This is a genomic window from Rothia sp. SCPM-O-B-18226 (M350), from assembly GCF_058213595.1.
Genome location: NZ_JBYQJS010000002.1, coordinates 50846 through 74386 on the forward strand (window position 1 = coordinate 50846; position 23541 = coordinate 74386).

Genomic DNA, 23541 nt, shown 5'->3' on the forward strand with positions numbered 1-23541 from the left:
GGGGTGGAATACGGTACTGCGCCTACGGGGTGATGCGGTCCGCGGGAGCAGGGCGGTGGGCTATTTCGGTGACAAAATCCTGGAGCGAGGCGAGCACATACTCGGCGTCGTAGTCGAGCGTCGCCACGTGGTAGCTACGGGTTAGCCATCTAAATTCTACAGGAGCTGAACAATGTTCGAGAAAATATTTATGGGAGCTATCGGACACAGTGTGATCGCCTAGCGAGCGAAGGCACAGCACCGGCGCCTTCAGGCGCGGCAACAGCTCGCGGGTCTCGGCCCCCAGCAGGTGTAGCTGGTACACCGAGGCGGTGGGCGTCAGCCGGTACGCGCCCTCGCTCACGCCCGGAATGGCGATGTCCGAGCCCACCGACTTAAGCGCCGGCAGAAGCTTCGAGACGACCCCGGCGTGGCGCATCAGCGGGTTCACATCCACCATGTAGGGGTTAATGACTGCGGTGCCGAGCACCGGCAGACGCGCGGAGAGGTTCACGGCCAGCGTGCCACCCATCGACATGCCGATGACGACGACCCGAAGGCCCTCGTCGGTGAGACGACGGTAGGCGGACTCGACCGAGTTCAGCCAGTCGCGGTAATCCGTCAGGCGCATATCCTGCCAGCGGGTACCGTGCCCCGCGAGTAGCGGCATCTCCACGGGGTAGCCCAGCGCCGCGAAACGCTCGGCGATGGGGCGCATGCTGTGCGGGGAACCGGTGAAACCGTGCACGATAAGGATGCCCACGCCGGGCTCAGAGGCTCCAACCCCGCGGGAACCTTCGGCGCTCTGGGGCTCCGGACGGAAGGATAGCGGGGAATGATCGAAGACATTGGGGTCGCCCCCGAAACGGTGCTCCAGCATCTCTCGCACCTCCCGGGTGGCCAGGAGGCGGCGCTCGCGGGCCTTGCGCCGCATACGCTTAATCGGTTCAAGCGAGCTATCAAAAATACTCATGGCCCTCCTTAGACAATGCCGGGGGCGCGGGCTAACGGCCGGCGCGGGGGAGAGACGCGCACCGCCCCTCGGCCCTAGAATACCTCGCCCGCCTCGACGGCACCTGTGAGGTGAGCCTGCCGGCGGAGGAGGACGACGGATTCAGCGGAGGGCGGAGCAGGTAGCCGACTCGTGTCGCACATTCGCCGTAATGCGGACGCGGAATACGGTGGCGGTCGGGGAGAGCCACAGAGACAGGCTAGAATTGAGCCGGGAATATTCAGAGAGGAGATCCCCATGCCGACCACCGCCCTGTACCGAAGCCTCAAGATTATTGGTTCGCCACTGCTGACGGGCCTGTACCACCACGAGGTGATGGGGCTAGAGAACCTGCCCAAGGGCCCCTTCATCGTCGCCAGCAATCACCTGGCGTTCTGCGATTCCATTTTTATTCCGCTTGCGCTGCCCCGCACCGTGAACTTCCTCGCCAAGAGCGACTACTTTACGACCCCGGGGCTCAAGGGCCGCGCGATGGCCGCATTCTTCCGCGGGGTGGGCCAGCTGCCCATGGACCGTTCCGGCGGTCAGAAGAGCCAGGAATCCCTCGACGCCGGCGCGCGGGTTCTCGCCGAGGGCGGCATCATCGGCATTTATCCCGAGGGAACGCGTAGCCCCGACGGCCGCGGCTACCGTCCCAAGGTGGGCGTGGCCCGCCTGGCCCTCGAGTCACGGGTGCCCGTCGTTCCCATCGGGCAGATTGGCACCGACCTGATTCAGCCCTCCGGTTCGAACCGCATCCACCTGCGCCACGATGGCGAGCCGATTCGCGTGCGCACCGTCATCGGCAAGCCCCTCACCTTCGAGAAGTACACCGCCGACGTCGAGATCAGCTACCGCTCCCAGCGCGAGGTCGCCGATACCATCGGCGCGGCGATTCGCGCCCTGAGCGGGCAGGAGTACGTGGACGTCTACGCGGATCGCGTCAAGAAGCTCATGGCCGACGAGCACCTGAGCGCCGATGAGGCCGTGTCCCGACTGCAGAACGAGAAACGCTAGAAGGCATAGGCGGACGGCACGGCCACACGGGCCGACTAGGGGTTATCTGAATCCTGAGATGAAGCCCCGGCCCGGGGCGTTCGTAAACACCGTAAGAGTACAATATACCCATCTCTTCCCCGTCCGCGCGGGGTCGAGAGACGACGCACAAGACCATCCCGACGGAGTGAATGATGAGCACCCAGAACCTCAACACCGCGCAGACCGACGACCACGGTCTGGATAACTGGCGCGAGCTGCACATTGACCAGCAGCCCACCTGGAGCGAGCACGAAGACTTCGCCAGCACCATCGCAGAGCTGAACTCGGTTCCCCCGCTCGTCTTTGCCGGCGAGGTGGACGCCATGCGCCAGGCTCTCGGCGAGGTGGCCGAAGGTCGCGCCTTCCTGCTGCAGGGCGGCGACTGCGCCGAGACCTTTGCCGGCGCAACCGCCGACAAGATCTCCGGCCGCGTCAAGACCATCCTGCAGATGTCCGCTGTGCTCACCTACGGCGCCTCCATGCCCGTGGTGAAGATGGGCCGCATGGCCGGCCAGTTCTCCAAGCCGCGCTCCGCAGACATGGAAACCCGCGGCGACGTCACCCTGCCCTCCTTCCGCGGCGAGACCGTCAACGGTTTCGACTTCACCCCCGAGGCCCGCGTGCACGACCCCAAGCGCATGCTGCGCGGCTACCATACCAGCGCTTCCACCCTGAACCTGGTGCGCGCCTTCACCAAGGGCGGCTTCGCAGACCTGCGCGCCGTGCACCAGTGGAACCGGGGCTTCACCTCCAACCCCGCGCATGAGCGCTACGAGAAGACCGCTAATGAAATCGGTCGCGCCCTCAAGTTCATGGAAGCCTGCGGTGTGAACTTCGAGGCCCTCAAGACCACCGACATGTACGTTGGCCACGAGGCCCTGGTTCTGGACTACGAGCGCGCCCTGACCCGCATCGATTCGCGCACCCAGCTGCCCTACGACACCTCCGCACACTTCCTGTGGATTGGTGAGCGCACCCGCGGCGTCGACGACGCTCACGTTGACTTCCTCTCCAAGGTCCGCAACCCCATCGGCGTGAAGCTGGGCCCGACCACCACCACCGAGGATGCACTCGCACTGATCGACAAGCTCGACCCGAACCGCGAGCCCGGCCGCCTGACCTTCATCACCCGCATGGGTGCGAAGAACATCCGCGAGAAGCTGCCCGCAATCGTTGAAGGCGTGCAGGCTGAGGGCGCGAAGGTCGTCTGGGTCACCGATCCGATGCACGGCAACACCATCTCCGTGCCTTCCGGCTACAAGACCCGCCGCTTCGACGACGTGCTCGACGAGGTTCGCGGCTTCTTCGAGGTGCACGAGGCACTGGGTTCGTTCCCCGGCGGTATCCACGTGGAAATGACCGGCGACGACGTGACCGAGTGCCTGGGCGGCTCCGACGCTATCGACGAGGCAGCACTGGCTGACCGCTACGAGTCCCTGTGCGACCCGCGTCTGAACCACTCGCAGTCCCTGGAAATCGCGTTCCTGGTCTCCGAGTACCTCAAGAACCGCGGTAGCCGCGGCTAAGGACGTTTTCGCGTCATCGCTTCTCGTACGCCCTTGCGACGTACTAACGGGCCCGGCCCCTCAAGAGTGAGGGGCCGGGCCCGTATCGTTTAGTGAAGACGGCGCTTAGCTGAGACGGCGCTTAGCGGCGAGGGTGCTTGGAGCGTTCTGGGGTGAGGAGAGATTCTGAGCTCCTAACGGTTTGGTCCCCGGCGGGATCCCGATGAACCCCGATTCCCGATGAATCCCGGCGGCTGAGCATCTAGTAGCCCAGGCCGAAGAAGCTCGCGAAGTTCTTCCACCACTCCGACTGCAGGATGGAGGTCGCGAGCCACCACCCACTGAAGCTGGCGCTCATGCCCAGCAGAATCACCGTCAGCGCCCACACACCCATCGCCGCGCCTGAGGGGGGAGGGGTGAGCTCACGTACCGGCAGTCGGCGGTCGCGGTGGAGAGCATCCCGCGACGTGAAGCCGGAGGAATCGGTGGAACCGGTGCTCCCGCCGGAATCCCGCCGAGAAGTATCAGGGGTGTGCGCCCCGTCCGGGCTTTGCGCGGCATCGGAGTAGTCGGGGTAGGCGTTGAGCGCGCGCTCGGCGTAGATGGGGGCGTACTCACCGAAGGTCGAGATAAACTCCTGCTCGGTCTGCGGCCCGATGCCGACGGAGCCTCCGCCGCCGACGGACGGTGCATCGGATGCATCGGATGAGGCGCCGGAGCTTTGAAGCCCCTCCGACCCCCGCGAGTCATCGGCCTCGTTGGGCTTGCCGCCATCGGCGGCAACCGAAGCCTCGGGTGCCGAACTCTTGAGCGGGGGAATACCCTCGGGGTTGAGCACCGAGTCCTCCGCGTCCACGTCGGCCAGATGCACCTCCTCTCGGGAACCGGTGAGCAGGCTATCCGGAGAATAAACGTCGTAGGCGAGCAGGTCTCCGGCATCGCTAAACGCGCTGATGGGGGTGTTGCGCACCATCTGCCCCGCGCCGCTGCGCTCGGCGATCTCGGCCACCGCCTCCCACAGGCTTGAGGTAGGCTCCGGGACGCTCGGAGCGCGCCAGGACAGCTCGGACTCGCCGAGAGACTCGGCAACCTCCTTGAGAGAGGCGAAAAGCTCGGTGGCGTCCTCGGGGCGGGCCTGCGGCTGCTTGCGGGTGCACCAGGCAATAATTCCGGCCACGTCGCGGTCGATGCCCGGGGCGATATCGCCGAGCGGGGGCATCTCAATATTGGCATTGTGGTACAGCACCTGCTGGTCGTTCTCCAAACCCACGAAGGGCAGTCGCCCCGCCAGCATGCGGTACATCATGACGCCGAGCGCGAAGATATCGGCCTGCGCGCCCACCTTCACCTGCGGGTCCAGGACCTCCGGCGCCACGTAGGCGGGAGTACCCATGGGGGCGCCGGAATCCACCTGATCGTCGCGGCGTGACAGACCGAAGTCCGTCAGCTTCACCTGGCCGTTGGCATCCAGAAGAATATTGCCCGGCTTAATATCACCGTGCAGGTAGCGGTTGGCGTGCACCTCCGAGAGGGCATCCACCACCGGCAGCAGAACATCCAGCGCCTCGTCCAGGCTCAGGGCGCGCCGCGTGCGCAATAGCTGGCTGAGCGTGCATCCGTGCACGTATTCGAGCACGATATACATGACCATCTGCCCGGCCACGTACTCGGTGCCCGAAGAGATGACACCCACCGTGTGTCCGCCGCCCACCTGGCGCATCGAGCGTTCCTCGCGGTGGAATTTCTGCCGGTTGGCGGCGTCCTGCGCCAGAGAAGGGGAGAGGATTTTGAGCGCCACAGGATTGTTCGACCACAGATCCAGCGCGTAGTAGACCTCGCTCATGCCACCCCGCCCAATCAGCGAGCCCACCTGGTAGTGTCCCTCGATAATGGCACCGCTCAGCCACTCCGAAGAGCCGACCGTGGCACCCTGTGCGGGCGCGGTGGTGGCCGGAGGAACCGTAGAAGAGGCGGGAGGATGCGAGGGCGATGAGTGAGTGTGCGCGGAAGAACGGGGGCGCGGGAGGGGAATATTCATACGGCCTCTATCTTATCGCTCGGCCCAATCGCGCGGCGGGGAAAAGGTTATCGGGAGGGCAATACTCAGCTGATTCTAAGGCAACCGCCTGAGCGGATTGTGACGCTCCGCGCGGCTGAGCGGGTCGAAAGTGGTAAATATGAGTCGGCTCTGGCACTCTTAAAAGGTGACTAACGAAAATATTGCTCAGACCTTCGCCCTCGTCGGCGATTGGGTCACTATTCCCGATATTGCGCAGGCCCTCGATCTGAAGGTGACCCGCGTGCACAACCTGATTTCTGACGGTACGCTCATCGCCCTGCGCGACCCCGAAACCAATGTGCGCAAGGTTCCCGCGCTGTTCCTGAACGGTTCGCGCGTGCTGGAATCCCTCAAGGGCACCCTCGTGGTGCTGAAGGACTCCGGCTTCAGCGATGAGGAAGCCATCGTCTGGCTGTACACCGAGGACGAATCCCTGCCCGGCCGCCCGATCGACGCACTGATTGACGGCCGCAAGACCGAGATTCGTCGCCGCGCCCAGGCCCTGGCCTGGTAGCACCGGAGGGTAGCGCCGCAACGCGGAGGCGCAGGGGGCCGGTAAACACTCCGGCCCGGGTGCTCTTCGCACGGCGGGAACTCAACTGATAAAACAGCGGATGGGGTAGCGTTCACGCTACCCCATCCGCTGTCGTTTAACGATTCCTTCGCGATGCACCTCGCGGGCTGAAAACACGCCCGTTTAGGACTTGCGACGTAGCGCGCGGTCCACGATATCGCTCAGCGCCGCGCGCACGAGCTCGTCGAGCTCCAGCGCATCCAGAGCTTCAAAGACCGCATGGGACTTCTGCTCAATCAGCCGCTCGTGCTCGGCGAAAGCACCCGAGGACACCATGAGCTCACGGATGCGCTCCACCTGCTCATCGCTCAGGTTGGGGTTGCCCAGGCTGTCGTGCAGGAGCGCTGCCTCCTGCTCGCTGAGGGCCGCGGAGGTCAGCGCCACCAGGACGGTGCGCTTACCCTCGCGCAGGTCGTCACCGGCGGGCTTGCCGGTCACCTCGGGACGACCGAAAACGCCCAGCTCGTCGTCGCGCAGCTGGAAGCCCTCACCGAGCGGCAGACCGAAGGCCCGGTAGCCTGCCAGCACCGGGTGCTCCTCGCTGATTGCGCTGGCCCCGCTCTCCAAAGCCCGCGCCTGCAGGGCCAGGGCCCCACCGAGCGTGAAGGGGTGCTCGCACGAGTACTTGGCGGACTTGAAGCGAATCACGTTGAGCGCTCGCTGCAGGGCCGAGCTGGCATCTTCGGTGTCGAGCACCTCGGAGTAGACGTCCAGGTACTGCCCGGCCAGAACCTCAGAACGCATACGGTCAAAAATGGTGCGCGCCGGGGAACCGTATAGTGCGCCCTCGCCCAGGGACGCAAAGACCTCCGCCGACCAGGCGAGGGTCAGGTCGCCGGCCAGGATGCCGCCGGTCAGACCGTAGTTGAAGGCGTCGCCGCGCCAGTTATTCTGCTCGTGCGCGGCCTCGAAACGCTTGTGCACGGAGGGGGCGCCGCGGCGGGTGTCGGAGCGGTCGATGATGTCGTCGTGAATGAGCGCGGAGGTCTGGAATAGCTCCACCGCCATGCCGGCCTTCACGATGGACCAGGTGCCGCGGTTCTCGGTCACGGGTGCGCCTCCCGCCCCGCGCCAACCCCAATAGCTCAGCAGGGCACGCAGACGCTTGCCGCCGGTAGAAAGGGATTCGATGGCCTCCAGCAGGGGGAGGGTCTCGGGGGAGATGCCCTCCAATAGTTCGCGCTGCGCGGCAAAGAACTCGGCCATCAGGGTATTGAAGGCGTTCAGGTAGGCGCTCTGCTCATTTTCGAGAGCCTCGGCGATGCCTGCGGGCAGCTCTGCGGAGCCTCCGGCGGGGGAAGGGGTCGTCATACTATCCTCGGTGTACGTGGGGACGATGGGCATGGGTGCGGTGTGCACCCCTCTAGCTTAGTGGAGAAACGCGTCACACGGGGTATTTACGAATATGTTTACTAATATTTAGGAGCTTAATTCGTAGACGTGTGCTATATTTGGGGTGTGGTGAAAGCTGTCGAAGGGAGGTTGAGGGGTGAGTAAGCTGGGCCGCGATAATGCGCGCGTCATTATGCATCTCGATATGGATGCCTTCTTTGTCAACGTCGAACTCCTCGAGAACCCCTCGCTTCGGGGTAAGCCCATTATCGTTGCGCCGACGGGCCCTCGCTCAGTGGTATGCTCGGCCTCCTATGAGGCGCGCGCCCACGGGGTTCATTCGGGCATGCCTCTCAGCTGTGCCCTCTCCGAGGTTCCGCACGCTACGGTCCTTCCCCTGCGCGCGGATTACCGGTACTATTCCCGAGCCGTCATGGGTATTCTGCGTGACCTTAGCCCGCTGGTAGAGCAGGTGAGCGTGGACGAGGCCTTCGTGGATCTTACGGGCGCCTACCGGCACGGGCAGGACCCCGTGCAATTGGCGCAGCGGGCGCGTGAGCGCATCGCAGGGGAACTCTCCCTGCCTTCCTCGGCGGGGGTGGCTCCCAATAAACTGCTGGCCAAGATGGCCTCGACCGGCAGTAAGCCCAACGGCCTATGGGTCGTGCCGCCCGGCCGCGTGCAGGAATTCCTCGACCCGCGCCCGGTCTCGGCGCTGTGGGGCGTGGGCTCGAAAAGCACAAAGCTTTTGGCCGGCTACGGAATCCAGACCATTGCGCAATTGCGGTCCATGAGCATCGAGTGGCTTCGGGACCGTTTCGGTACCTCCCACGGGGAATACCTCTGGACTGTTGCGAGGGGTATTGATGACCGGCCCGTCCTGACCGAACGCGATGAGAAGAGCATGGGTGGCGAGCATACCTTCTCCGAAGATACCGTCGATGCCGCCGCCATCAGCGGGGTTGTGCGCGAGCTGAGTCTCAAGCTCGGGCGGCGTCTGCGCGAATCCGGTCGCCTCGCGGGGCGGCTGAGCCTGAAAATTCGCTATGCGGGTTTCGAGACCCACACTCGATCCGTGCCCCTCAGCTCGCCCCTGGATTCGGGGATGCGCATCGCCGAGCTGGCGCTGGAGGCGCTGCGGGCCGACGGAATCCTGACCGGGGACGAGGCACCGCGACCCATCCGCCTGATTGGCGTGCGGGCTGAGAAACTGGCTCGCGCCGAGGACGGGGTGCAGCAGGCTCTCTTCGAATCCATCGAGTACAAGCCCGCCGGGCGGGGGTCGAGGAATCGGGGGAGCGGAGGCGCGGTGAACCTCGGGGATCTGAACTCTCGATCGTCGAAGCTCGCGCCGGAGGCTACCGAGGCGGTGCTCGTGAAGGCCGGTCGCTGGTCCGAGGTTGAGCACGTCATGGACGCGATTCAGCGGAAGTACTCGGCCGAGAGCATCAAGCCGGCCTCGGGGGTTGCGCTACCCGTCCGGAAGACCGACGACCGTTCGGGAGGGGCCGAGGCGGGCTCCGCGGAAGAGGCTCGTGACGGATAGAGGGACAGGAGAATCGGTGGACCATCGCAGCGGCGAAGGCTGAAAGAAACGGGCGGCTGGTGGGTTCCCCGGCCCCGTCGCATCCACGTGTCGAAATAGCCCCAAAATGGTTCGTAAAATAAGTAGCTGAGAGGCTAAAAATAGTGCGTTGCTCGCGCCTTGCGCGGTAGGATGGAACCAAAGAGTGCGTGCGCGCCACGGGATGCGTTTCAACCCGCTGTGGATACCGGCGCGAACGCGTTGTCAGAAAGACAAAGGAGAACACGATGGCACTGTCCGAGCGTGAACAGAAAGTTCTTGAGCAGCTCGAAGAACTCATGAGCAATGAGGATCCGAACTTTGCCTCGTCCATGTCCTCCACCGGCAATACTGCTCCCGTATTTAGTGCTCGACAGTTGGCGCTCGGAATTCTCTGCGTGCTAATCGGCCTGGGCATTATCATTGGTGCCGTCGCCTCTCACCTCATCTGGCTGGGCGTGCTCGGCTTCCTCTTTGCAGCCTTCGGCGTGTACTTCGCCAGCACCAGCAAGAAGACCCCCGTGGATTCCTTCCTGGGAGGCAAAGCCGGCGGTGCCGCCCGCGCCCGCTCCCGCGAGCAGAAGGAGCGCTCGGCCTTCATGAACCGCCTGGAGGAGCGCTGGGACGAGCGCAACAACGGTCAGAACTAAAACCCGCTGATGGCCCGGGACAGCAGGTTTCGGACCGAAGATACCGAGGTGAAAATACCGAGGTGAAAATACCTGGCTAAGGATGCCGAGTTGAAGGGTTCAAGCCGGAACTCATAATGACTTTCCCAAGCGGAGGCGAGACGTATGTCTCGCCTCCGCTTTTTCGTGCCCGGTGCCTTTCTCCAAGTGGCCTTTTCTTGCTTGGGGGCTTGTGGGCTTTGCTTTCAATCCTTCTGCGTACGGCAAGCTGGTTGCCCCGGGTGAAGGCATATATAGCCCGCCCGGAATAGGAGCTAACTCCTTTTGTATGTGCCTCGCGCCACTCCGCTGCTGTGTATCTAAGTTCTGCCGCTAAACGGCTCTAACCTGTGTAGAAGCTGTGCGTTGAGATAAAAAATGCAAAAGAAGGAATAAAAACCCTAAAAGACCTTCCTCGAGGTGGGGGAGGTGGTGGAAAGTGGGGTAAAGTGGAGGAGAAGGCTGAAGCCCCCTCCCTCAGCCGTGCTCCGCACCCGTTTCCGCTGTGGTGCAGGGCGCACGTCGTATTCTTCCGCTCGCTCCGCAAGCGCCATCGGAAGGGACGTGAGGCGAGGGCGCACGACAGGCTCAGCATCAGGCACACACGGGGGAGGTGACGCGAATGTTCCTGGGAACCTATTCGCCACGGATGGACGCCAAAGGGCGCATCATCCTCCCCGCCAAATTCCGTGAGGAACTCTCAGCAGGCCTCGTTCTGACCCGCGGTCAGGAACGATGCCTGTACGTTTTCCCCTCCGCGGAATTCGAGCGCATCCACGAGCGGATGCGCAGCGCACCCCTGCCGGGGCGAGCCGCCCGCGACTTCCTGCGAGTATTCCTCTCGGGAGCCTCGGATGAGCTACCCGATAAACAGGGGCGCATCACCATCCCTCCGATTCTTCGGCAGTACGCCGGGCTTGGCGACCAGCTCGTGGTCATCGGGTCCGGAACCCGGGCGGAAATCTGGGACGCCTCCGCCTGGGAGGAGTACCTGGCCCGCACGGAAGCCGAGTTCGCGGCCCTGGATGAAGACCCCTTCAGCCCCCTGCTCTAACGACTCGACGGCTCGTCGAATCGGCAGAGACACGGAGTCGACAGGAACGCCGATTCGACAGGAACGCCGATTCGGCAGGGCGATAAATCGGTGCGGACCCGATGCGCGGTCTGCGCCCCCCCCCACACGCTTTATCGACACACCACTCACCACCACGCAGGATTACCTCACACAGGAGCACCCATGAGCGTAGAACGCGCCCCCGAAGCCGGCACCTCCGGCTCCTCGGTGAAGGTCACCGGCGCCTCCATCGACAATCTTTCCGAGCGTGACGCCAGCGAGCGCCACGTGCCCGTCATGCTGGACCGCTGCATCAACCTGCTGGCACCCGGCATTGAGCGTGCCGTGGAGGAACGCGGAACCGCCTACGTGATTGACGGAACCCTGGGCATGGGCGGCCACTCCGAGGCGCTGCTGGAGCGGTTCGAGAACCTGGTGCTCATCGGTATCGACCGGGACCTGCAGGCTCACTCCATCGCGGGGGAGCGTCTGGCACGCTTCGGCGAGCGTTTTGTGCCTGTACACGCGGTCTACGACGAAATCGACCGCGCCATGGAAACCGCCGAGGTGCAGGGAATTGACGGCGTCCTGCTGGACCTTGGCGTCTCCTCCATGCAGCTAGACGAACGCGCCCGTGGCTTCGCGTACTCCTACGACGCGCCCCTGGACATGCGCATGAACTCCGAGGACGAGCTCACCGCGCACATCGTGGTCAACGAGTACAGTGAGGACCAGCTGCGCCGCATTATCCGCAATTGGGGCGAGGAGAAGTTCGCCTCGCGCATCGCCCGCGCCATCTGCACTGCCCGCGCCAACACACCCCTGGAGACTACCGGCGAGCTCGTGCGCATTATTCAGAAGGCGGTTCCCGTCGCGGCCCAGCGTACCGGCGGCCACCCCGCCAAGCGCACCTTCCAGGCGCTGCGCATCGAGGTCAACCACGAGCTGGAGGCGCTCGAACGGGCCGTTCCCGCGGCCCTGGATGCGCTGAACCTGGGCGGCCGATTCGTTGCGATGAGCTACCACAGCCTGGAAGACAAAATCGTGAAGCGCGCCCTCACAGCCGAGGCGACCTCCAAGGCGCCGAAGGGATTCCCTGTGGAACTCGAGGAGCACAAGCCCACGATCAAGATTATTACCCGCGGCGCGGAGCCGCCCACCGAGGAAGAGATTGCGCAAAACTCTCGTGCGGCCAGCGCCAAGCTGCGCGCAGCCGAGAAGATTCGCATCCCCTCCCAGTAGCGATTTGCTCGCCCGCAGGCGACAGACGCTAGTAACCACCTAAGACGAAGATTAGAGAGCGAATGAGCACCCAGCACGCATCCCAGCGCCCCACCCGCGCCCAGGGTACCCCGCGGACTCGACGCGCCGGTTCTTCGCGCCCCTCGGCGGGTGCATCCGGCGCTCTGAGCTCGAGCCTGGGCTCCTCGAACGCCTCGCACAGCGCGGGCGTGACCCGCACCTCCAAGGGTGTACATTCCGGCCGTACCCGTAGCGCGCGGGTGGATCCGGTTACCGCTTCTCAGCCCTTGGTTCGCCCGGCAAGCACCGCCGCCTCTCACGGGGGTAAGCGCACCTCGGGCCACGTTCCCGGACCGGTGCGTGCCGCGGCCCGAACCGAGGAACCGCGCGAGGAAGAGGTCGTCACCCGACGCACGCCGCTGTCCGCGGTGACCCGCCGCGCCCGCCGATTGAGCCCGCCGACCATGCTGGCCGTTTTTGCCGCTATCCCGCTGACCCTGATTTTTATCCTGCTGCTCAATGTGCTGATTGTGACCCGACAGTATGACATGGTGGACCTGCGCGCGCAGGAACAGCGTCTCGTGCAGGAGAACCAGGCCCTGCAGCAGGAGATTGGTTTCAAGGAAGCCCCCCAGGACCTGGCGGTGCGCGCGAGCGCCCTGGGCATGTTCGCCAGCTCCTCGCAGGCCACCCTGAACCTGCAGACCTCCAAGATTGAGGGAACCCCCGCGCCCGTGGCCAGCCCCACCGGCAAGGCCGCGACTAAGGAACAAAACCTGATTGCGCCCCCGGCCGCAGGCTCCGAGGAGAGCTACGCCAAGAGCGTGGTGGATGCGGATAAGACCACCCAGCAACGTCACGCAAGCGCGGCCGCGAGCGCCTCGGCGAGCGCAACGGCCAGCCCCGCCGCGGCCAATAACGCCGCGAACACGAACAACGGTGCTGCTAACGGCACCGCACAGAACGGCCAGGCCACCCGCTAGCCGCCCCCAACCGACACCCCACACAGCACGAGAACCGCGAAAGGATATCCCCGAATGAGCTTCGACGCGCGCCATCACGCGAACGAACCGGCATCCGGGAAGCCGGACCTGACCCGCCGAGGCTTCCTGGCCGGCGCGGCCGCCACCGGTGCCCTGGGCGTCATCGGCGTAAACCTTTTCGTGCGCCAGGGCTTCGACCCCGGCGGGGTTGCCAACGCCTCGCGCCAGAAGCGCCTGCGCTCGCAGGTGCTTCCCGCAGTGCGCGGACAGATTCTCGATATTAACGGCAACGTCATGGCCCGCTCGGTGCAGCGCTACAACCTCACCGCGGATCAGACGGCCGTCGCCACCTTTAAGCGTTACAACGAGGACCGCACCGAGAAGATTGAGGTGACCCCGAGCCAGCTGGTCTACGAGATGACCGATATCCTCAAGAGCGTGGACCCGGGCATCACCGACGAATTCATCAAGTCGAAGCTGGACGGCACCTCCAAGTACTCGGTCATCAAGACCGACGTTTCTCCCGAGATTTTCCACAAGATTGACGACCTTGGCGCGCCCTTCATCTACGGCGAGGCCTTCTCGCAGCGCCTGTACCCCAACGGTAGCGTGGGCGGTTCCGTGGTCGGCAAGTACAACATTGTTGAAGAGGCTGACGGCAACGGCAAGGGCGGAACGGTGTCCCGTAACTTCTCGGTGGGCATTGAGCGTGTCTTTGAGAAGGAGCTTGCCGGTACCCCCGGTGAGCGCACCTACGAGATCAGCGCGGACGGTGTGCGTATCCCCGTGGCCAAGGAGGAGCAGCGCCTCGCAGTTGACGGCAAGAACGTGCGTCTGACCATTAACCGAGACATCCAGTACTTCGCCCAGCAGGTTGTGCGCGCCCGCGCCGAGGAGCTGAAAGCTGAATGGTGTACCGCCATTGTTATGGATGTGCGTGACGGCTCCATTTTGGCTCTTGCTGATTCCTCGACCATGGATCCCGGCGCGAAGACCATCGAGGACGCCACGGATATGACCCCGCGAGCCATCTCGCAGAGCGTGGAGCCTGGCTCGACCGAGAAAATGCTGACCTCCTCGGCGCTGATTGAGCAGGGCCTCACGACCCCCACGAGCGTTTACGACGTACCCGCGACCCTCACGATTGACGGCCAGACTTTCAAGGATGCGTTTGAGCACGGGGCGCAACGCCGTACCTTCTCGGGCATTATTCATGACTCGATGAACACCGGCACCGTGCTCGTGGGTCAGAAGCTCAGCAAGGAAGAACGCTACAACTGGTTGAAGAAGTACGGCGTCGGCGAGTTTACCGGCATCGAGCTGACCGGTGAGCAGCAGGGCATAATCGCTGATTGGCGTGATTGGGACGGCCGTCAGCAGTACACGGTACTGTTCGGTCAGGGTGTTGCGCAGACTCCTTTGCAGACCGCCATGATTTTCCAGGCGCTGGGCAATAAGGGTGTTCGTCTGAAGCCGCGCATTGTGGACGCCATCATTGACGCGGACGGCACCGAACATAAGCGTGCCGTGGAGCCTGGCGAACGCATGGTCAGCGAGCAGACTGCCGCCTCCTGCCTGACCCTCATGGAGAATGTGGTGGAGCAAGGCCACGCCCGTCCGGCGAAGGTGACCGGCTACCGCGTGGGCGGTAAGACCGGTACTGCGGAAACTCCGAGTGAGAAGGGCGGCTACGACGGCAACACGACGTCCTTTATTGGTGTGGCGCCGATTGAGAACCCGCAGTTCTTGGTGGCGGTGACCATGCAGCGTCCTGAGGGTAGCGTGGGTGCGAACGGTACGACGGCTGAGTTCTCCAAGATTATGGAGAAGACCCTGCACACCTATAATGTGCCGCGTTCTACCGGTGAACCGGAGTTGATTCCGATCTTCGCGGACGGTAAGAGTAACGGGTAGAGACCGTCTCTTCGCGCGGGTGAATCAAGATTCTGAACACCCGCCAAGAGATTAAGACCGTAGAATATTGAATGACCCCGTGTGCCCCGAGGCACCACAATAGCGAGCTCCCCGCCCAATCCGCGGAGAGGAAAGAAGGATGATGGATACCGCATCTCACGCATCCGGCCCGAATCTGCTGGGCGGCGATGCCCAGACTCTGCGCCCGAAATCTGTGCGCCCCGTGAGCCTGGGGCACCTTCTCGACACCCTGCGTGATCTCGGTGCCGAGGTGAGCTCGCGTCCGGCCGCGCAGCAGAGCGGCGCTGTTGAGGACGTTGAGGTGACCGGCATCAGCATGGACTCGCGAGGTGTCTGCGCGGGAGACCTGTACGTGGCTCTGCCCGGTGCGAAGGTGCACGGTGCGCAGTTTGCTGAGGCCGCGTTGAAGCTGGGTGCTTCCGCTATTTTGACGGATGCTGCCGGTGCGCAGCTGCTGGGTGAGGCGCCGGTGCCTGTCCTGGTGACTGAGAAGCTGCGCGAGTATGTCGGTCCGTTGGCGGCGCTGATTTATGGTTCGGCGTCGTTCCCCGCTACCCACCGTTACGCGGTGACCGGTACGAACGGTAAGACCACCTCCACCTATATGCTGGAGTCGGTGTTCCGCACCGGCCTGGGTGTGAAGACCGGTCTGATTGGCACGATTCAGATTCTGATTGATGGTGTGTCGGTTCCTTCGAAGATGACCACCCCGGAGTCTCCTCACGTGCATTCGTTGCTGACCATCATGGGTGAGCACGGCCTGCGGTGCGCGGCGATGGAGGTGTCCTCCCACGCGATTGACTACCACCGTGTCGACGGCGTGAAGTATGCCGTGGCCGGTTTTACGAACCTGACGCAGGACCACCTGGACCTGCACGGCACGATGGAGCACTACTTTGGGTCGAAGGCGCAGCTGTTCACCCCCGAGCGCGCCGAGCTGGCCGTAATTACCGCGGACGATAGCTGGGGCGAGAAGATGCACGCCTCCGCCGCCGAGCGGATGGGGGCCGAGCACGTGCACCGCCTGGTGACCGCCCGCGGTGCCGGCCTCGCCGAGGTCCCCTCCGAGTTTGGTGAGCGCGATTGGGCCGTGGTCCGCGTGCAGCGCGAGGGTCTGGGCCACCGCTTCTACCTGGAGAACGGCGCCGGCGAAAGCATTGAGTGCTACACGGGCCTGCCCGCAGATTTCAACGTTTCGAACGCGGCCCTGGCCGCCCTCATGGCGTACCTCGATACCGATGCCGCCGAGCGCGAGCTGTTGCTGCCGGCCCTGGCCTCCGGTCCGGCGCTCACCCCTGTGGTGCCCGGCCGCATGCAGCTGATTTCGCTGGCTCCGCACGCCATCGTGGACTTCGCGCATAACCCCGACGGCCTGACCCGCGCGCTGGAGGCTATGGACCGCCCCGGTGACGGCAAGGTCATGATTGTGTTCGGCGCGACCGGCGAACGAGACCACCTCAAGCGCCCCATCATGGGTGCGATTGCCGCTCAGAACGCCGATATCGTCATCGTGACCGATGACGATCCGCACGGTGAAGAGCCCGCCCCGATTCGTGCCGCCGTCGAGGAAGGCGCGCAGAAGGCGCAGAACCGTCGCGCCCAGCAGATCCTGAACATTTCCCCGCGATCGGCGGCCATCGATGCGGCGATTGCCCTGGCCACCGAGCACGATGCGATTCTCATTGCCGGCCGCGGCCACGAGACCGAGCAAGACGTCGACGGCGTGGACATCGCCCTGGACGACCGTGTGGAGACCGCTCGCGCGTTGCACGCCCACGGCTTCGAGGTGCTCCCCGATTACCGTCGCATGATTGACACCGCAGGGGCCGCGCAGGCCACCGAGACGACCGAGACCGCTGAAGGTAGGTAGAGAATGATTAAGCTCAGCGCCGCCCAGATTCTGGAGGCGACCGGCGGCACCGCAATCGGCCTGGACGGCCGTGAGGAGCAGCTGCACGCGACCTTCGCCACCACCGACTCTCGCGAGGTGGAGACCGGCACCCTGTTCGTGGCAAAGCCCGGCGCCGTCACGGACGGTCACAAGTTCGTTCCCACGGCGTTCGAGAGGGGCGCAACCCTTGCCCTGGTCGAGCGCGAAGTCGTCGATGAGCAGGGCGTTCCCTACCCGAGCATCCGCGTTCCCGACGTGGTGCTGGCCATGGGCGACCTGGCCCGCTACGCGATTGAGCAGATGCGCGCGCAGGGCGAGCTGACGGTCGTCGGCATTACCGGTTCGGCCGGTAAGACCACCACGAAGGACCTGCTGGCCGCCATCTTCACCCCCGAGGGCCCCACGGTCGCTCCGGTGGGTTCCTACAACAGCGAGGTGGGTGTGCCGCTGACGGTTTTCCGCGCGGACGAATCCACCCGCTACCTGGTCATTGAGATGGGTGCCGACCACGTGGGCAACATCGAATACCTGGCGAATATTGCGCGTCCCGACCACGGCGCAATCCTGAAGGTCGGTACCGCCCACGCCGGCGAGTTCGGCGGCGTGGACAATATCGAACGCACCAAGGGCGAGCTGGCCGAGGGCGTTCAGCCCGGCGGCTCCCTCTCCCTGAACGCGGATGACCCGCGCGTGCTACGCATGGCCTCCCGCTCGGTCGCCCCCGTCACCTACTTCGGCGTGGGGGAGAAGACCGACGAAAACGGCCAGCCCTACGAGCGCTACGTGGCGGCGCTGAACCTGCGCACCACCGATGCCGGTTGCCCCGAGTTCACGCTGCGCCTGCCCGACGGTAGCGAGTACGAGATTTCCTCCCGCCTGATCGGTGAGCATCACGTGCACAACCTGCTGGCCGCTGCGGCTGTCGCCTACAACAGCGGTATTGCGGGCGAGAAGATTGCCCGCGCGCTCAACGGCGCGGCGGCTGCCTCCAAGTGGCGCATGGCCCGCACCGACCGTACCGACGGCGTGACCGTCATTAACGATGCCTACAACGCCAACCCCGAGTCCATGGCGGCGGCGCTGCGCACCCTCGCACAGTTGGGCCGCACCGTGGACCCGGCGACCGGTCAGCCGCATCGCACCTGGGCCGTGCTGGGCGCCATGCTGGAGCTGGGCGATGTGTCCGTTCAGGAACACGATCACCTCGGCCGCCTCGTGGTGCGCATGAACATTTCGAAGCTCATCGCGGTCGGTGACACCGCTAAGCCCATCTACAACGCCGCGCACCTGGAAGGCTCCTGGGGCAATGAGGCGACCTGGGTTCAGACCCCGCAGGAGGCCGCCCAGATTCTGCGCGCCGAGCTGCGTCCCGGCGATATCGTGCTCTTCAAGTCCTCGAACGGCGCGAAGCTGGGCCTGCTGGGCGACGAATTCGCCTTCGCCGAGGAGAGCTTCGGCTCCGCCGAGGACGAGGCCCCGACCTGGCTTTCCGCCGGCGACTTTGTTGAGGCTACCGACCTGAGCGAGCACCTGGCCGCCCACCTGGACGGTACCGAGTCCAGCACCTCCGCACAGACCACCAACGAAGGGTAACGCTTCATGATTACCGTGTTGATTGCAGGAATCCTCGGGTTCCTTATCTCCCTGACCGCGCTTCCGGTGTTCATCAAGAAGATGAAGTCCCTCAAGCTCGGTCAGCTGATTCGCGATGAGGGCCCCGCCGCCCACCAGTACAAGGCGGGCACCCCCACCATGGCCGGTCTGATTTTCATCCCGGCGGCGATTCTTGCGTACCTGCTGACCATGGGCATTAGCGCCGTTTTCTTCGGTACCTCGCCGCTGCCGAGCGCCACCGCGTGGCTGACCATCGCCTTTACCCTGGGCATGCTTGGCGTGGGTGCTGCGGATGACATCATGAAGTTCCGCCACAAAGGTAACGAGGGTCTGACCGAGCGTCAGAAGACCATCGGCCTGCTCGCGGTGACCGTTCCCTTCGCCTTCCTGGCTTTCCAGTTCCCCAACGAGTCTGGCGCGCGCCCCGCATCCACCGCGATTTCCTTTGTGCGCGACCTGCCGGTTGACCTCTTTGCCGCCGGTGCGGTGTTTGGTTCCATCCTGGTGGCCGTGTGGATTACCCTCATCTCCCTGTCGGGCACGAACGCCGTGAACTTCACCGACGGCCTGGACGGCCTGGCCGGTGGCGTGATGATGACGATTTTCTCGGGCTACCTGACCATCAGCATCTGGCAGTACGTGCACGCCTGCACCGCGGGCGCCGGCACCGCCTGCTACGACGTGCGCGACCCGGGTTCGCTGGCGCTGATTGCCGCATCCTTGATCGGTTCCCTGGCCGGCTTCCTCTGGTGGAACGTCTCGAAGGCGCAGATCTTCATGGGCGACTCCGGCTCCCTGGCCCTGGGCGGTGCGATGGTTGCCTTCGCCCTGTTCACCCGCACCGAGCTCCTGCTGCTGGTTATGGCGCTAATCCCGGTGCTGGAGGTCTTCTCCGTAATCGTTCAGAAGTTTGTCTTCAAGGTCAGCCGCAAGCGCTCGGTTGCGGCGGGGGAGAAGCCCCTGCACGCGCACCGTTACTTCCGTATGACCCCCTTCCACCACCACATGGAGAAGACCGGTCTGAACGGCAAGTACTCAATCGATAAGAAGGGCCTGGAGCCCGGCACCGTCAGCAGCGGCGAGGTGAACTCCGTGTTCCGCCTCTGGGTTGTCAACGCCCTGTGCGTGCTGGTGGCCCTGGCTCTCTTCTTCGGCGACTGGTTCTCTCAGACTTCTGGAGTGATTCACTAATGTCAACTATGGAACAGGACGCACTGCGCGCCCGCCGCGAGGCAAACGCCCAGGCGATTGCCGTCAACCCGGTGTACGAGAACGAGCGCCTCGCGCAGCTGACCAGCTGGGACGCCCCCTGGGCCGGTCTGCGCGTCGTGGTCGTGGGGATGGGCACCAGCGGTGACGCCGCCGCGGATGTGCTGGCGCAGCTGGGTGCGCGCATCACGGTTATCGACGGGGCAGACACCCCCGAGAAGCGTGAGCGCATCGAGGTTTACCGTAACGCGTACGGACCGGTGAGCGGCCTGTTCGGCCCCGAGCACATGCTCGCCCTGCCGCAGGTTGAGGGGGAGGACCCCGAGCTGGTAGTGACCTCTCCGGGTATTCGCCCCGACCACCCCGTGATGCTGGATGCCTACGAGCGCGGTATCCAGGTGTGGGGTGACGTGGAGCTGGCCTGGCGCCTCAACGACCGCGCCGGCCGCCCCAGCCCCAAGTGGCTGTGCCTGACCGGCACGAACGGCAAGACCACGACCGTGGGCATGACGGATTCGATTCTGAAGGCCGCGGGCAAGAAGTCCATTCAGGTGGGCAACGTGGGCATGCCGATCGTGTACGCGATTGCCGACGACGAGCCCTACGAGTTTTTCGCGGTGGAGCTGTCGAGCTTCCAGCTGCACTGGACCTTCTCCCTGTCGCCCTACGCCTCGGTCGTGCTGAACATTGCCGAGGATCACGTGGATTGGCACGGTTCCTTCGAGCGTTACAAGGCCGATAAGGCCCGCGTGTACGAGAACACCCAGGTGGCCTGCATCTTCAACACCGACCACGCCGACACCCTGCGCATGGTGGAGGAGGCCGACGTGGTGGAGGGCGCCCGCGCGATTGGCTTCAGCGCCACCCAGATGCCTGCCGTGTCGATGCTCGGCCTGGCCGAGAGCATCATCGTGGACCGGGCCTTCCTGAAGAACCGCTACAACGAGGCGCTCGAGCTGGGCGTCGTGCAGGATTTGGCCCCCGCGCCGGGCAAGATGCCGGCCCAGTACACGGTCGAGAACGCCCTGGCCGCGGCCGCCCTGTGCCGTGCCGCCGACGTCGATCCGAAGGCCGTGGGTGCGGGTCTGCGTTCCTTCAAGACCGGTGCGCACCGCAACCAGCTGGTGGGGTACGCTGATGACATCATGTGGGTGAACGACTCGAAAGCCACGAACCCGCACGCGGCCAACGCCTCGATGAGTGGTTACCCCTCGCTGGTGTGGATTGCCGGTGGCCTGTCGAAGGGCGTGGAGTACGACGAGCTGATTACCGATCACGCTAAGCGCCTGAAGGCCGTGCTCATCATCGGCACGGATACCGCAGGCCTCAAGGCTGCCCTGGCCAACCACGCCCCGCAGGTTCCGACCTATAACCTGACCGCCTCGGTGGCCGACCCCTCGGACGGCATCGCCGTCATGAACGCCGCGGTGGCGAAGGCCGCCGAGATCGCTCAGCCGGGTGATACGGTGCTGATGGCACCGGCCGCGGCATCGATGGACCAGTTCAAGAACTACGCGGTGCGCGGCGAGGCGTTTGCGAACGCCGTGGCCGATCAGCTGGCCCAGTCGTAGCCTATTCGGCCCCGGCCGGTACCCTAGCGCGTAGCGGCGTTCGCGGCCCGTGCCGCCTAAGCCGCGCTCTCGGGGGTGGGACGTTTTGGGTTCCACCCCCGCCTCTTTTCCCAATTGTTATCGCCGCCGCGATTCATCGCTGTGGGTTGTGGCGTTCCAAGCCTTAGGAGGGCATGTGAGTACCAGCGCATCCTCGAAGCGTTCTGCGTCTTCGCGGGCTGGCCGTTCCGAACAGACCGGGCACGCCTCGTCCCCGTGGACTGCCCTGAAGGAGATGACGGCACCGGCCCGTTCGTTTGGCAAGCGCCTGTACCGTCGCGGTCTGAAGGCTGACCTGTGGGATGTGCCGGTCATGCTACTGGTGACGACCCTGGGTTTGGCGATTTTCGGCTGCATCATGGTGCTCTCGGCTTCGAGCGTCACCATGATTTCGCAGGGCCAGTCGCCGTTCTCTCAGGTGTCCTCGCAGATTCTCTTCCTGGTGCTCGGTGTGGTGGCGATGGCCGTCATTACGAATATTCCGGTGGGGTGGTATCACAAGCAGGTCGTGGTGAACGCGATGCTTGCGGTGGCCCTGGTGCTGCAGTTGGCGGTGGTGGTTATCGGCGTCGAGGTGAACGGTAACCGTAACTGGATTAAGCTGGGCCCCGTGCAGATGCAGCCTTCGGAGCTCTCGAAGCTTGCAATCGTGATGTGGCTGGCGTGGGTGTATAACCGCCAGGGCGATATTTCGCGGAGCCTCTGGCGTACCCTGTTCCCCTCCATCTACGGTGTGGGCGCCCTGATTCTGCTGATTATGGTCGGCGGCGATATGGGTACGGCCCTGGTGTACGGCTTCATTTTCCTGGGCATGATGTGGATGGCCGGTGCCTCACGTCGGTCAATGCTGCAGATTGGCGGCGCGGTTGCCGCGCTGGCCCTGTTGGGCGTTTTGAGTAGCCCGAACCGAGTGGCCCGTATCTTCGGCATCTGGGGTTCGTGCACGAACGCTAACTGTGATCAGGCGAACTCGGGTGAGGTGGCGTTGGCGACCGGTGGCTTCCTGGGCGTTGGCCTGGGCCAGTCGCGCCAGAAGTACAACTACCTGGCAGAGGCCCACAACGACTACATTTTCGCGATTATTGGCGAGGAACTGGGCCTTCTGGGCACGATGGCGGTTCTACTGCTGTACGTGGGTCTGGTGTACTGTGCGGTGCGTATCATGCTGCGCACCGCCGATCCGCTGGTGCGCCTGGCGACGGGCGGTATTATGGTGTGGCTGACCTCTCAGGCCATCATCAATATGGGTATGGTGTCCCGTATCCTGCCTGTGATTGGCGTGCCGCTGCCCTTTGTCTCCTACGGTGGTTCCTCGTTGCTGTCTTCGCTGTGCGCGGCGGGTTTGCTGTTGGCCTTTGCCCGGCAGACGCCCCTGCGAGGCGCGACAGCCCCGTCGAGCGTTGAGAACCAGAGCGCTCGCGAGATTCGCCGCGCAAACGCCGATTGGAAGCGCCGCCTGCCCCTGCAGGCCGTGGTGGAGCAGGAGGCCGCGGAGCGTGCCGAGGCCGGTGGCCACCTGATGCAGGAGCCGCATCCGCTGTCGAAGCTGGGCAGCCTGAGCGGTTTTGTCCGGCGCTGGTTGGGCTTTGATCCGGAGCAGCGTCGCGAGTTGAAGCGCATCGAACAGCAGCGTGAGGCGGAGCGCGCCCGCGAAGAGGCCCGTGCGGCTCGTGAGGAGGCCCGTGCGGCTCGTGCGGAAGCGGCCCGCGAGAAGTCTGAGCGGCAGAAGCTGGCTCGCCGTGCCCGTGAGGAGGCCGAGCGGCAGAAGGCCCTGGAGGAGGCCGAGCGGCAGAAGACGGACCGCGAGAAGGCGGCCCGCACGAGGGAAACCCGAGAGCAGAAGGCCCGAGAGCGCCGAGCCCCCGGCAAGGCTGCACCCGGCAAGACCGAGCAGCCCCGACCTGCTCGCCCGGTTCAGCGTCCGGCCGAGCAGGGCTCGAAGGAACAGCAGACCCGAGGCCGGCGTCCCGGGCAGGGGGAGCGTCGTCGTCCGCAGAATCAGCGCGGCGGTCTGCCCGCCGGCCTGCAGCCTCTGCATCCCGAGGACCGCGCCCGCCGAGCTCAGCGTCAGCAGCGTCAGCACGGTCAGTCGCCGCGCCGTCAGCCCGGTGGGGGAGAGCGGTAGAGAGATTTTCCGAGGTGGACAGCGGTCGAGAACGGCCTTACCTCTCGGCCCCGCGTTCCTTCAAAGCGCCCCCGACCTGAGCTACAGCTCGCGGTCGGGGGCGTTCCGCCGCGCTCTGCGGTGCGGGGCGATAGCGTAAAATGATGCTGTACCGATGTATTGGGAGAG

At 64.6% G+C, this 23541-nt stretch carries 17 protein-coding genes; 14 read left to right on the plus strand and 3 right to left on the minus strand.

What is annotated here, in order from left to right:
• Positions 1–22: 22 nt before the first annotated feature.
• Complete coding sequence (locus tag AC3E6W_RS04320) at positions 23–952, minus strand: alpha/beta hydrolase (RefSeq protein WP_049343469.1); 930 nt, start codon at positions 950–952, stop codon at positions 23–25.
• Between the two features lie 276 nt (positions 953–1228).
• On the opposite strand from AC3E6W_RS04320, the gene AC3E6W_RS04325 reads away from it, so the two are divergent.
• Together AC3E6W_RS04325 and AC3E6W_RS04330 are read left to right on the plus strand one after the other, a co-directional pair.
• Positions 1229–1987 carry a lysophospholipid acyltransferase family protein gene (locus AC3E6W_RS04325; protein WP_049343468.1) on the plus strand — a complete coding sequence of 253 codons (759 nt, stop codon included), beginning with the start codon at positions 1229–1231 and terminating at the stop codon, positions 1985–1987.
• A 173-nt stretch (positions 1988–2160) separates the two neighbouring features.
• Positions 2161–3534, plus strand: a complete 1374-nt coding sequence (locus AC3E6W_RS04330; protein ID WP_049343467.1) for a class II 3-deoxy-7-phosphoheptulonate synthase — start codon at positions 2161–2163, stop codon at positions 3532–3534.
• Positions 3535–3775: 241 nt separating this feature from the next.
• On the opposite strand, the gene AC3E6W_RS04335 is transcribed toward AC3E6W_RS04330, so the two are convergent.
• Positions 3776–5551 (minus strand): serine/threonine protein kinase, encoded by a 1776-nt coding sequence (locus tag AC3E6W_RS04335; protein WP_490652420.1) that lies wholly within the window; start codon positions 5549–5551, stop codon positions 3776–3778.
• A 166-nt stretch (positions 5552–5717) separates the two neighbouring features.
• Between AC3E6W_RS04335 and AC3E6W_RS04340 the strand changes: the two genes are divergently transcribed.
• Positions 5718–6086, plus strand: coding sequence for an Rv2175c family DNA-binding protein (locus AC3E6W_RS04340; protein ID WP_049332634.1), 369 nt, complete (start codon positions 5718–5720; stop codon positions 6084–6086).
• 183 nt (positions 6087–6269) lie between these two features.
• Here AC3E6W_RS04340 and AC3E6W_RS04345 read toward each other — a convergent pair whose 3' ends face one another.
• Positions 6270–7352 (minus strand): polyprenyl synthetase family protein, encoded by a 1083-nt coding sequence (locus AC3E6W_RS04345; protein WP_399539972.1) that lies wholly within the window; start codon positions 7350–7352, stop codon positions 6270–6272.
• 283 nt (positions 7353–7635) lie between these two features.
• Here AC3E6W_RS04345 and dinB point away from each other — a divergent pair, with 283 nt between their 5' ends.
• From dinB to AC3E6W_RS04400, 11 genes are all read left to right on the plus strand, one after another.
• Positions 7636–9024, plus strand: coding sequence for a DNA polymerase IV (gene dinB, locus AC3E6W_RS04350; protein ID WP_490652421.1), 1389 nt, complete (start codon positions 7636–7638; stop codon positions 9022–9024).
• Between the two features lie 266 nt (positions 9025–9290).
• Entirely contained in the window at positions 9291–9692 is a 402-nt protein-coding gene (locus AC3E6W_RS04355) for a DUF3040 domain-containing protein (protein WP_049332637.1), read from the plus strand.
• Between the two features lie 640 nt (positions 9693–10332).
• Complete coding sequence (mraZ, locus tag AC3E6W_RS04360) at positions 10333–10764, plus strand: division/cell wall cluster transcriptional repressor MraZ (protein ID WP_049332640.1); 432 nt, start codon at positions 10333–10335, stop codon at positions 10762–10764.
• A gap of 183 nt (positions 10765–10947) precedes the next feature.
• Positions 10948–12006: a 16S rRNA (cytosine(1402)-N(4))-methyltransferase RsmH gene (rsmH, locus tag AC3E6W_RS04365; RefSeq protein WP_490652422.1), complete on the plus strand. Its 1059-nt coding sequence runs from the start codon at positions 10948–10950 to the stop codon at positions 12004–12006.
• 62 nt (positions 12007–12068) lie between these two features.
• Positions 12069–12989 (plus strand): cell division protein FtsL, encoded by a 921-nt coding sequence (ftsL, locus tag AC3E6W_RS04370; protein WP_490652423.1) that lies wholly within the window; start codon positions 12069–12071, stop codon positions 12987–12989.
• A gap of 54 nt (positions 12990–13043) precedes the next feature.
• Positions 13044–14903: a peptidoglycan D,D-transpeptidase FtsI family protein gene (locus AC3E6W_RS04375; protein WP_490652424.1), complete on the plus strand. Its 1860-nt coding sequence runs from the start codon at positions 13044–13046 to the stop codon at positions 14901–14903.
• 142 nt (positions 14904–15045) lie between these two features.
• Complete coding sequence (locus tag AC3E6W_RS04380; protein WP_490647601.1) at positions 15046–16794, plus strand: Mur ligase family protein; 1749 nt, start codon at positions 15046–15048, stop codon at positions 16792–16794.
• Between the two features lie 3 nt (positions 16795–16797).
• Positions 16798–18408: a UDP-N-acetylmuramoyl-tripeptide--D-alanyl-D-alanine ligase gene (locus tag AC3E6W_RS04385; RefSeq protein ID WP_490647602.1), complete on the plus strand. Its 1611-nt coding sequence runs from the start codon at positions 16798–16800 to the stop codon at positions 18406–18408.
• 6 nt (positions 18409–18414) lie between these two features.
• The gene (gene mraY, locus AC3E6W_RS04390; RefSeq protein ID WP_296543913.1) at positions 18415–19620 is read left to right on the plus strand and encodes a phospho-N-acetylmuramoyl-pentapeptide-transferase; all 1206 of its coding nucleotides are present in this window, start codon (positions 18415–18417) and stop codon (positions 19618–19620) included.
• A complete protein-coding gene (gene murD, locus AC3E6W_RS04395) occupies positions 19620–21209 on the plus strand; it encodes a UDP-N-acetylmuramoyl-L-alanine--D-glutamate ligase (RefSeq protein WP_314507119.1) in 1590 nt (529 codons plus the stop codon). Before mraY ends, murD begins: the two co-directional genes overlap by 1 nt.
• 175 nt (positions 21210–21384) lie before the next feature.
• A complete protein-coding gene (locus AC3E6W_RS04400) occupies positions 21385–23373 on the plus strand; it encodes an FtsW/RodA/SpoVE family cell cycle protein (RefSeq protein WP_490652425.1) in 1989 nt (662 codons plus the stop codon).
• Positions 23374–23541 lie beyond the last annotated feature (168 nt).

What these genes read in the sequence shown, in the direction of transcription:
- ftsL (WP_490652423.1), top strand. Translation starts at nt 12,069, where the DNA reads ATGAGCACCCAGCACGCATCCCAGCGCCCCACCCGCGCCCAGGGTACC.
- AC3E6W_RS04330 (WP_049343467.1), top strand. Translation starts at nt 2,161, where the DNA reads ATGAGCACCCAGAACCTCAACACCGCGCAGACCGACGACCACGGTCTG.
- AC3E6W_RS04355 (WP_049332637.1), top strand. Translation starts at nt 9,291, where the DNA reads ATGGCACTGTCCGAGCGTGAACAGAAAGTTCTTGAGCAGCTCGAAGAA.
- AC3E6W_RS04325 (WP_049343468.1), top strand. Translation starts at nt 1,229, where the DNA reads ATGCCGACCACCGCCCTGTACCGAAGCCTCAAGATTATTGGTTCGCCA.
- AC3E6W_RS04335 (WP_490652420.1), bottom strand. Translation starts at nt 5,551, where the DNA reads ATGAATATTCCCCTCCCGCGCCCCCGTTCTTCCGCGCACACTCACTCA.
- AC3E6W_RS04380 (WP_490647601.1), top strand. Translation starts at nt 15,046, where the DNA reads ATGGATACCGCATCTCACGCATCCGGCCCGAATCTGCTGGGCGGCGAT.
- AC3E6W_RS04345 (WP_399539972.1), bottom strand. Translation starts at nt 7,352, where the DNA reads ATGGCCGAGTTCTTTGCCGCGCAGCGCGAACTATTGGAGGGCATCTCC.
- AC3E6W_RS04320 (WP_049343469.1), bottom strand. Translation starts at nt 952, where the DNA reads ATGAGTATTTTTGATAGCTCGCTTGAACCGATTAAGCGTATGCGGCGC.
- mraZ (WP_049332640.1), top strand. Translation starts at nt 10,333, where the DNA reads ATGTTCCTGGGAACCTATTCGCCACGGATGGACGCCAAAGGGCGCATC.
- AC3E6W_RS04375 (WP_490652424.1), top strand. Translation starts at nt 13,044, where the DNA reads ATGAGCTTCGACGCGCGCCATCACGCGAACGAACCGGCATCCGGGAAG.
- rsmH (WP_490652422.1), top strand. Translation starts at nt 10,948, where the DNA reads ATGAGCGTAGAACGCGCCCCCGAAGCCGGCACCTCCGGCTCCTCGGTG.
- murD (WP_314507119.1), top strand. Translation starts at nt 19,620, where the DNA reads ATGTCAACTATGGAACAGGACGCACTGCGCGCCCGCCGCGAGGCAAAC.
- mraY (WP_296543913.1), top strand. Translation starts at nt 18,415, where the DNA reads ATGATTACCGTGTTGATTGCAGGAATCCTCGGGTTCCTTATCTCCCTG.
- AC3E6W_RS04385 (WP_490647602.1), top strand. Translation starts at nt 16,798, where the DNA reads ATGATTAAGCTCAGCGCCGCCCAGATTCTGGAGGCGACCGGCGGCACC.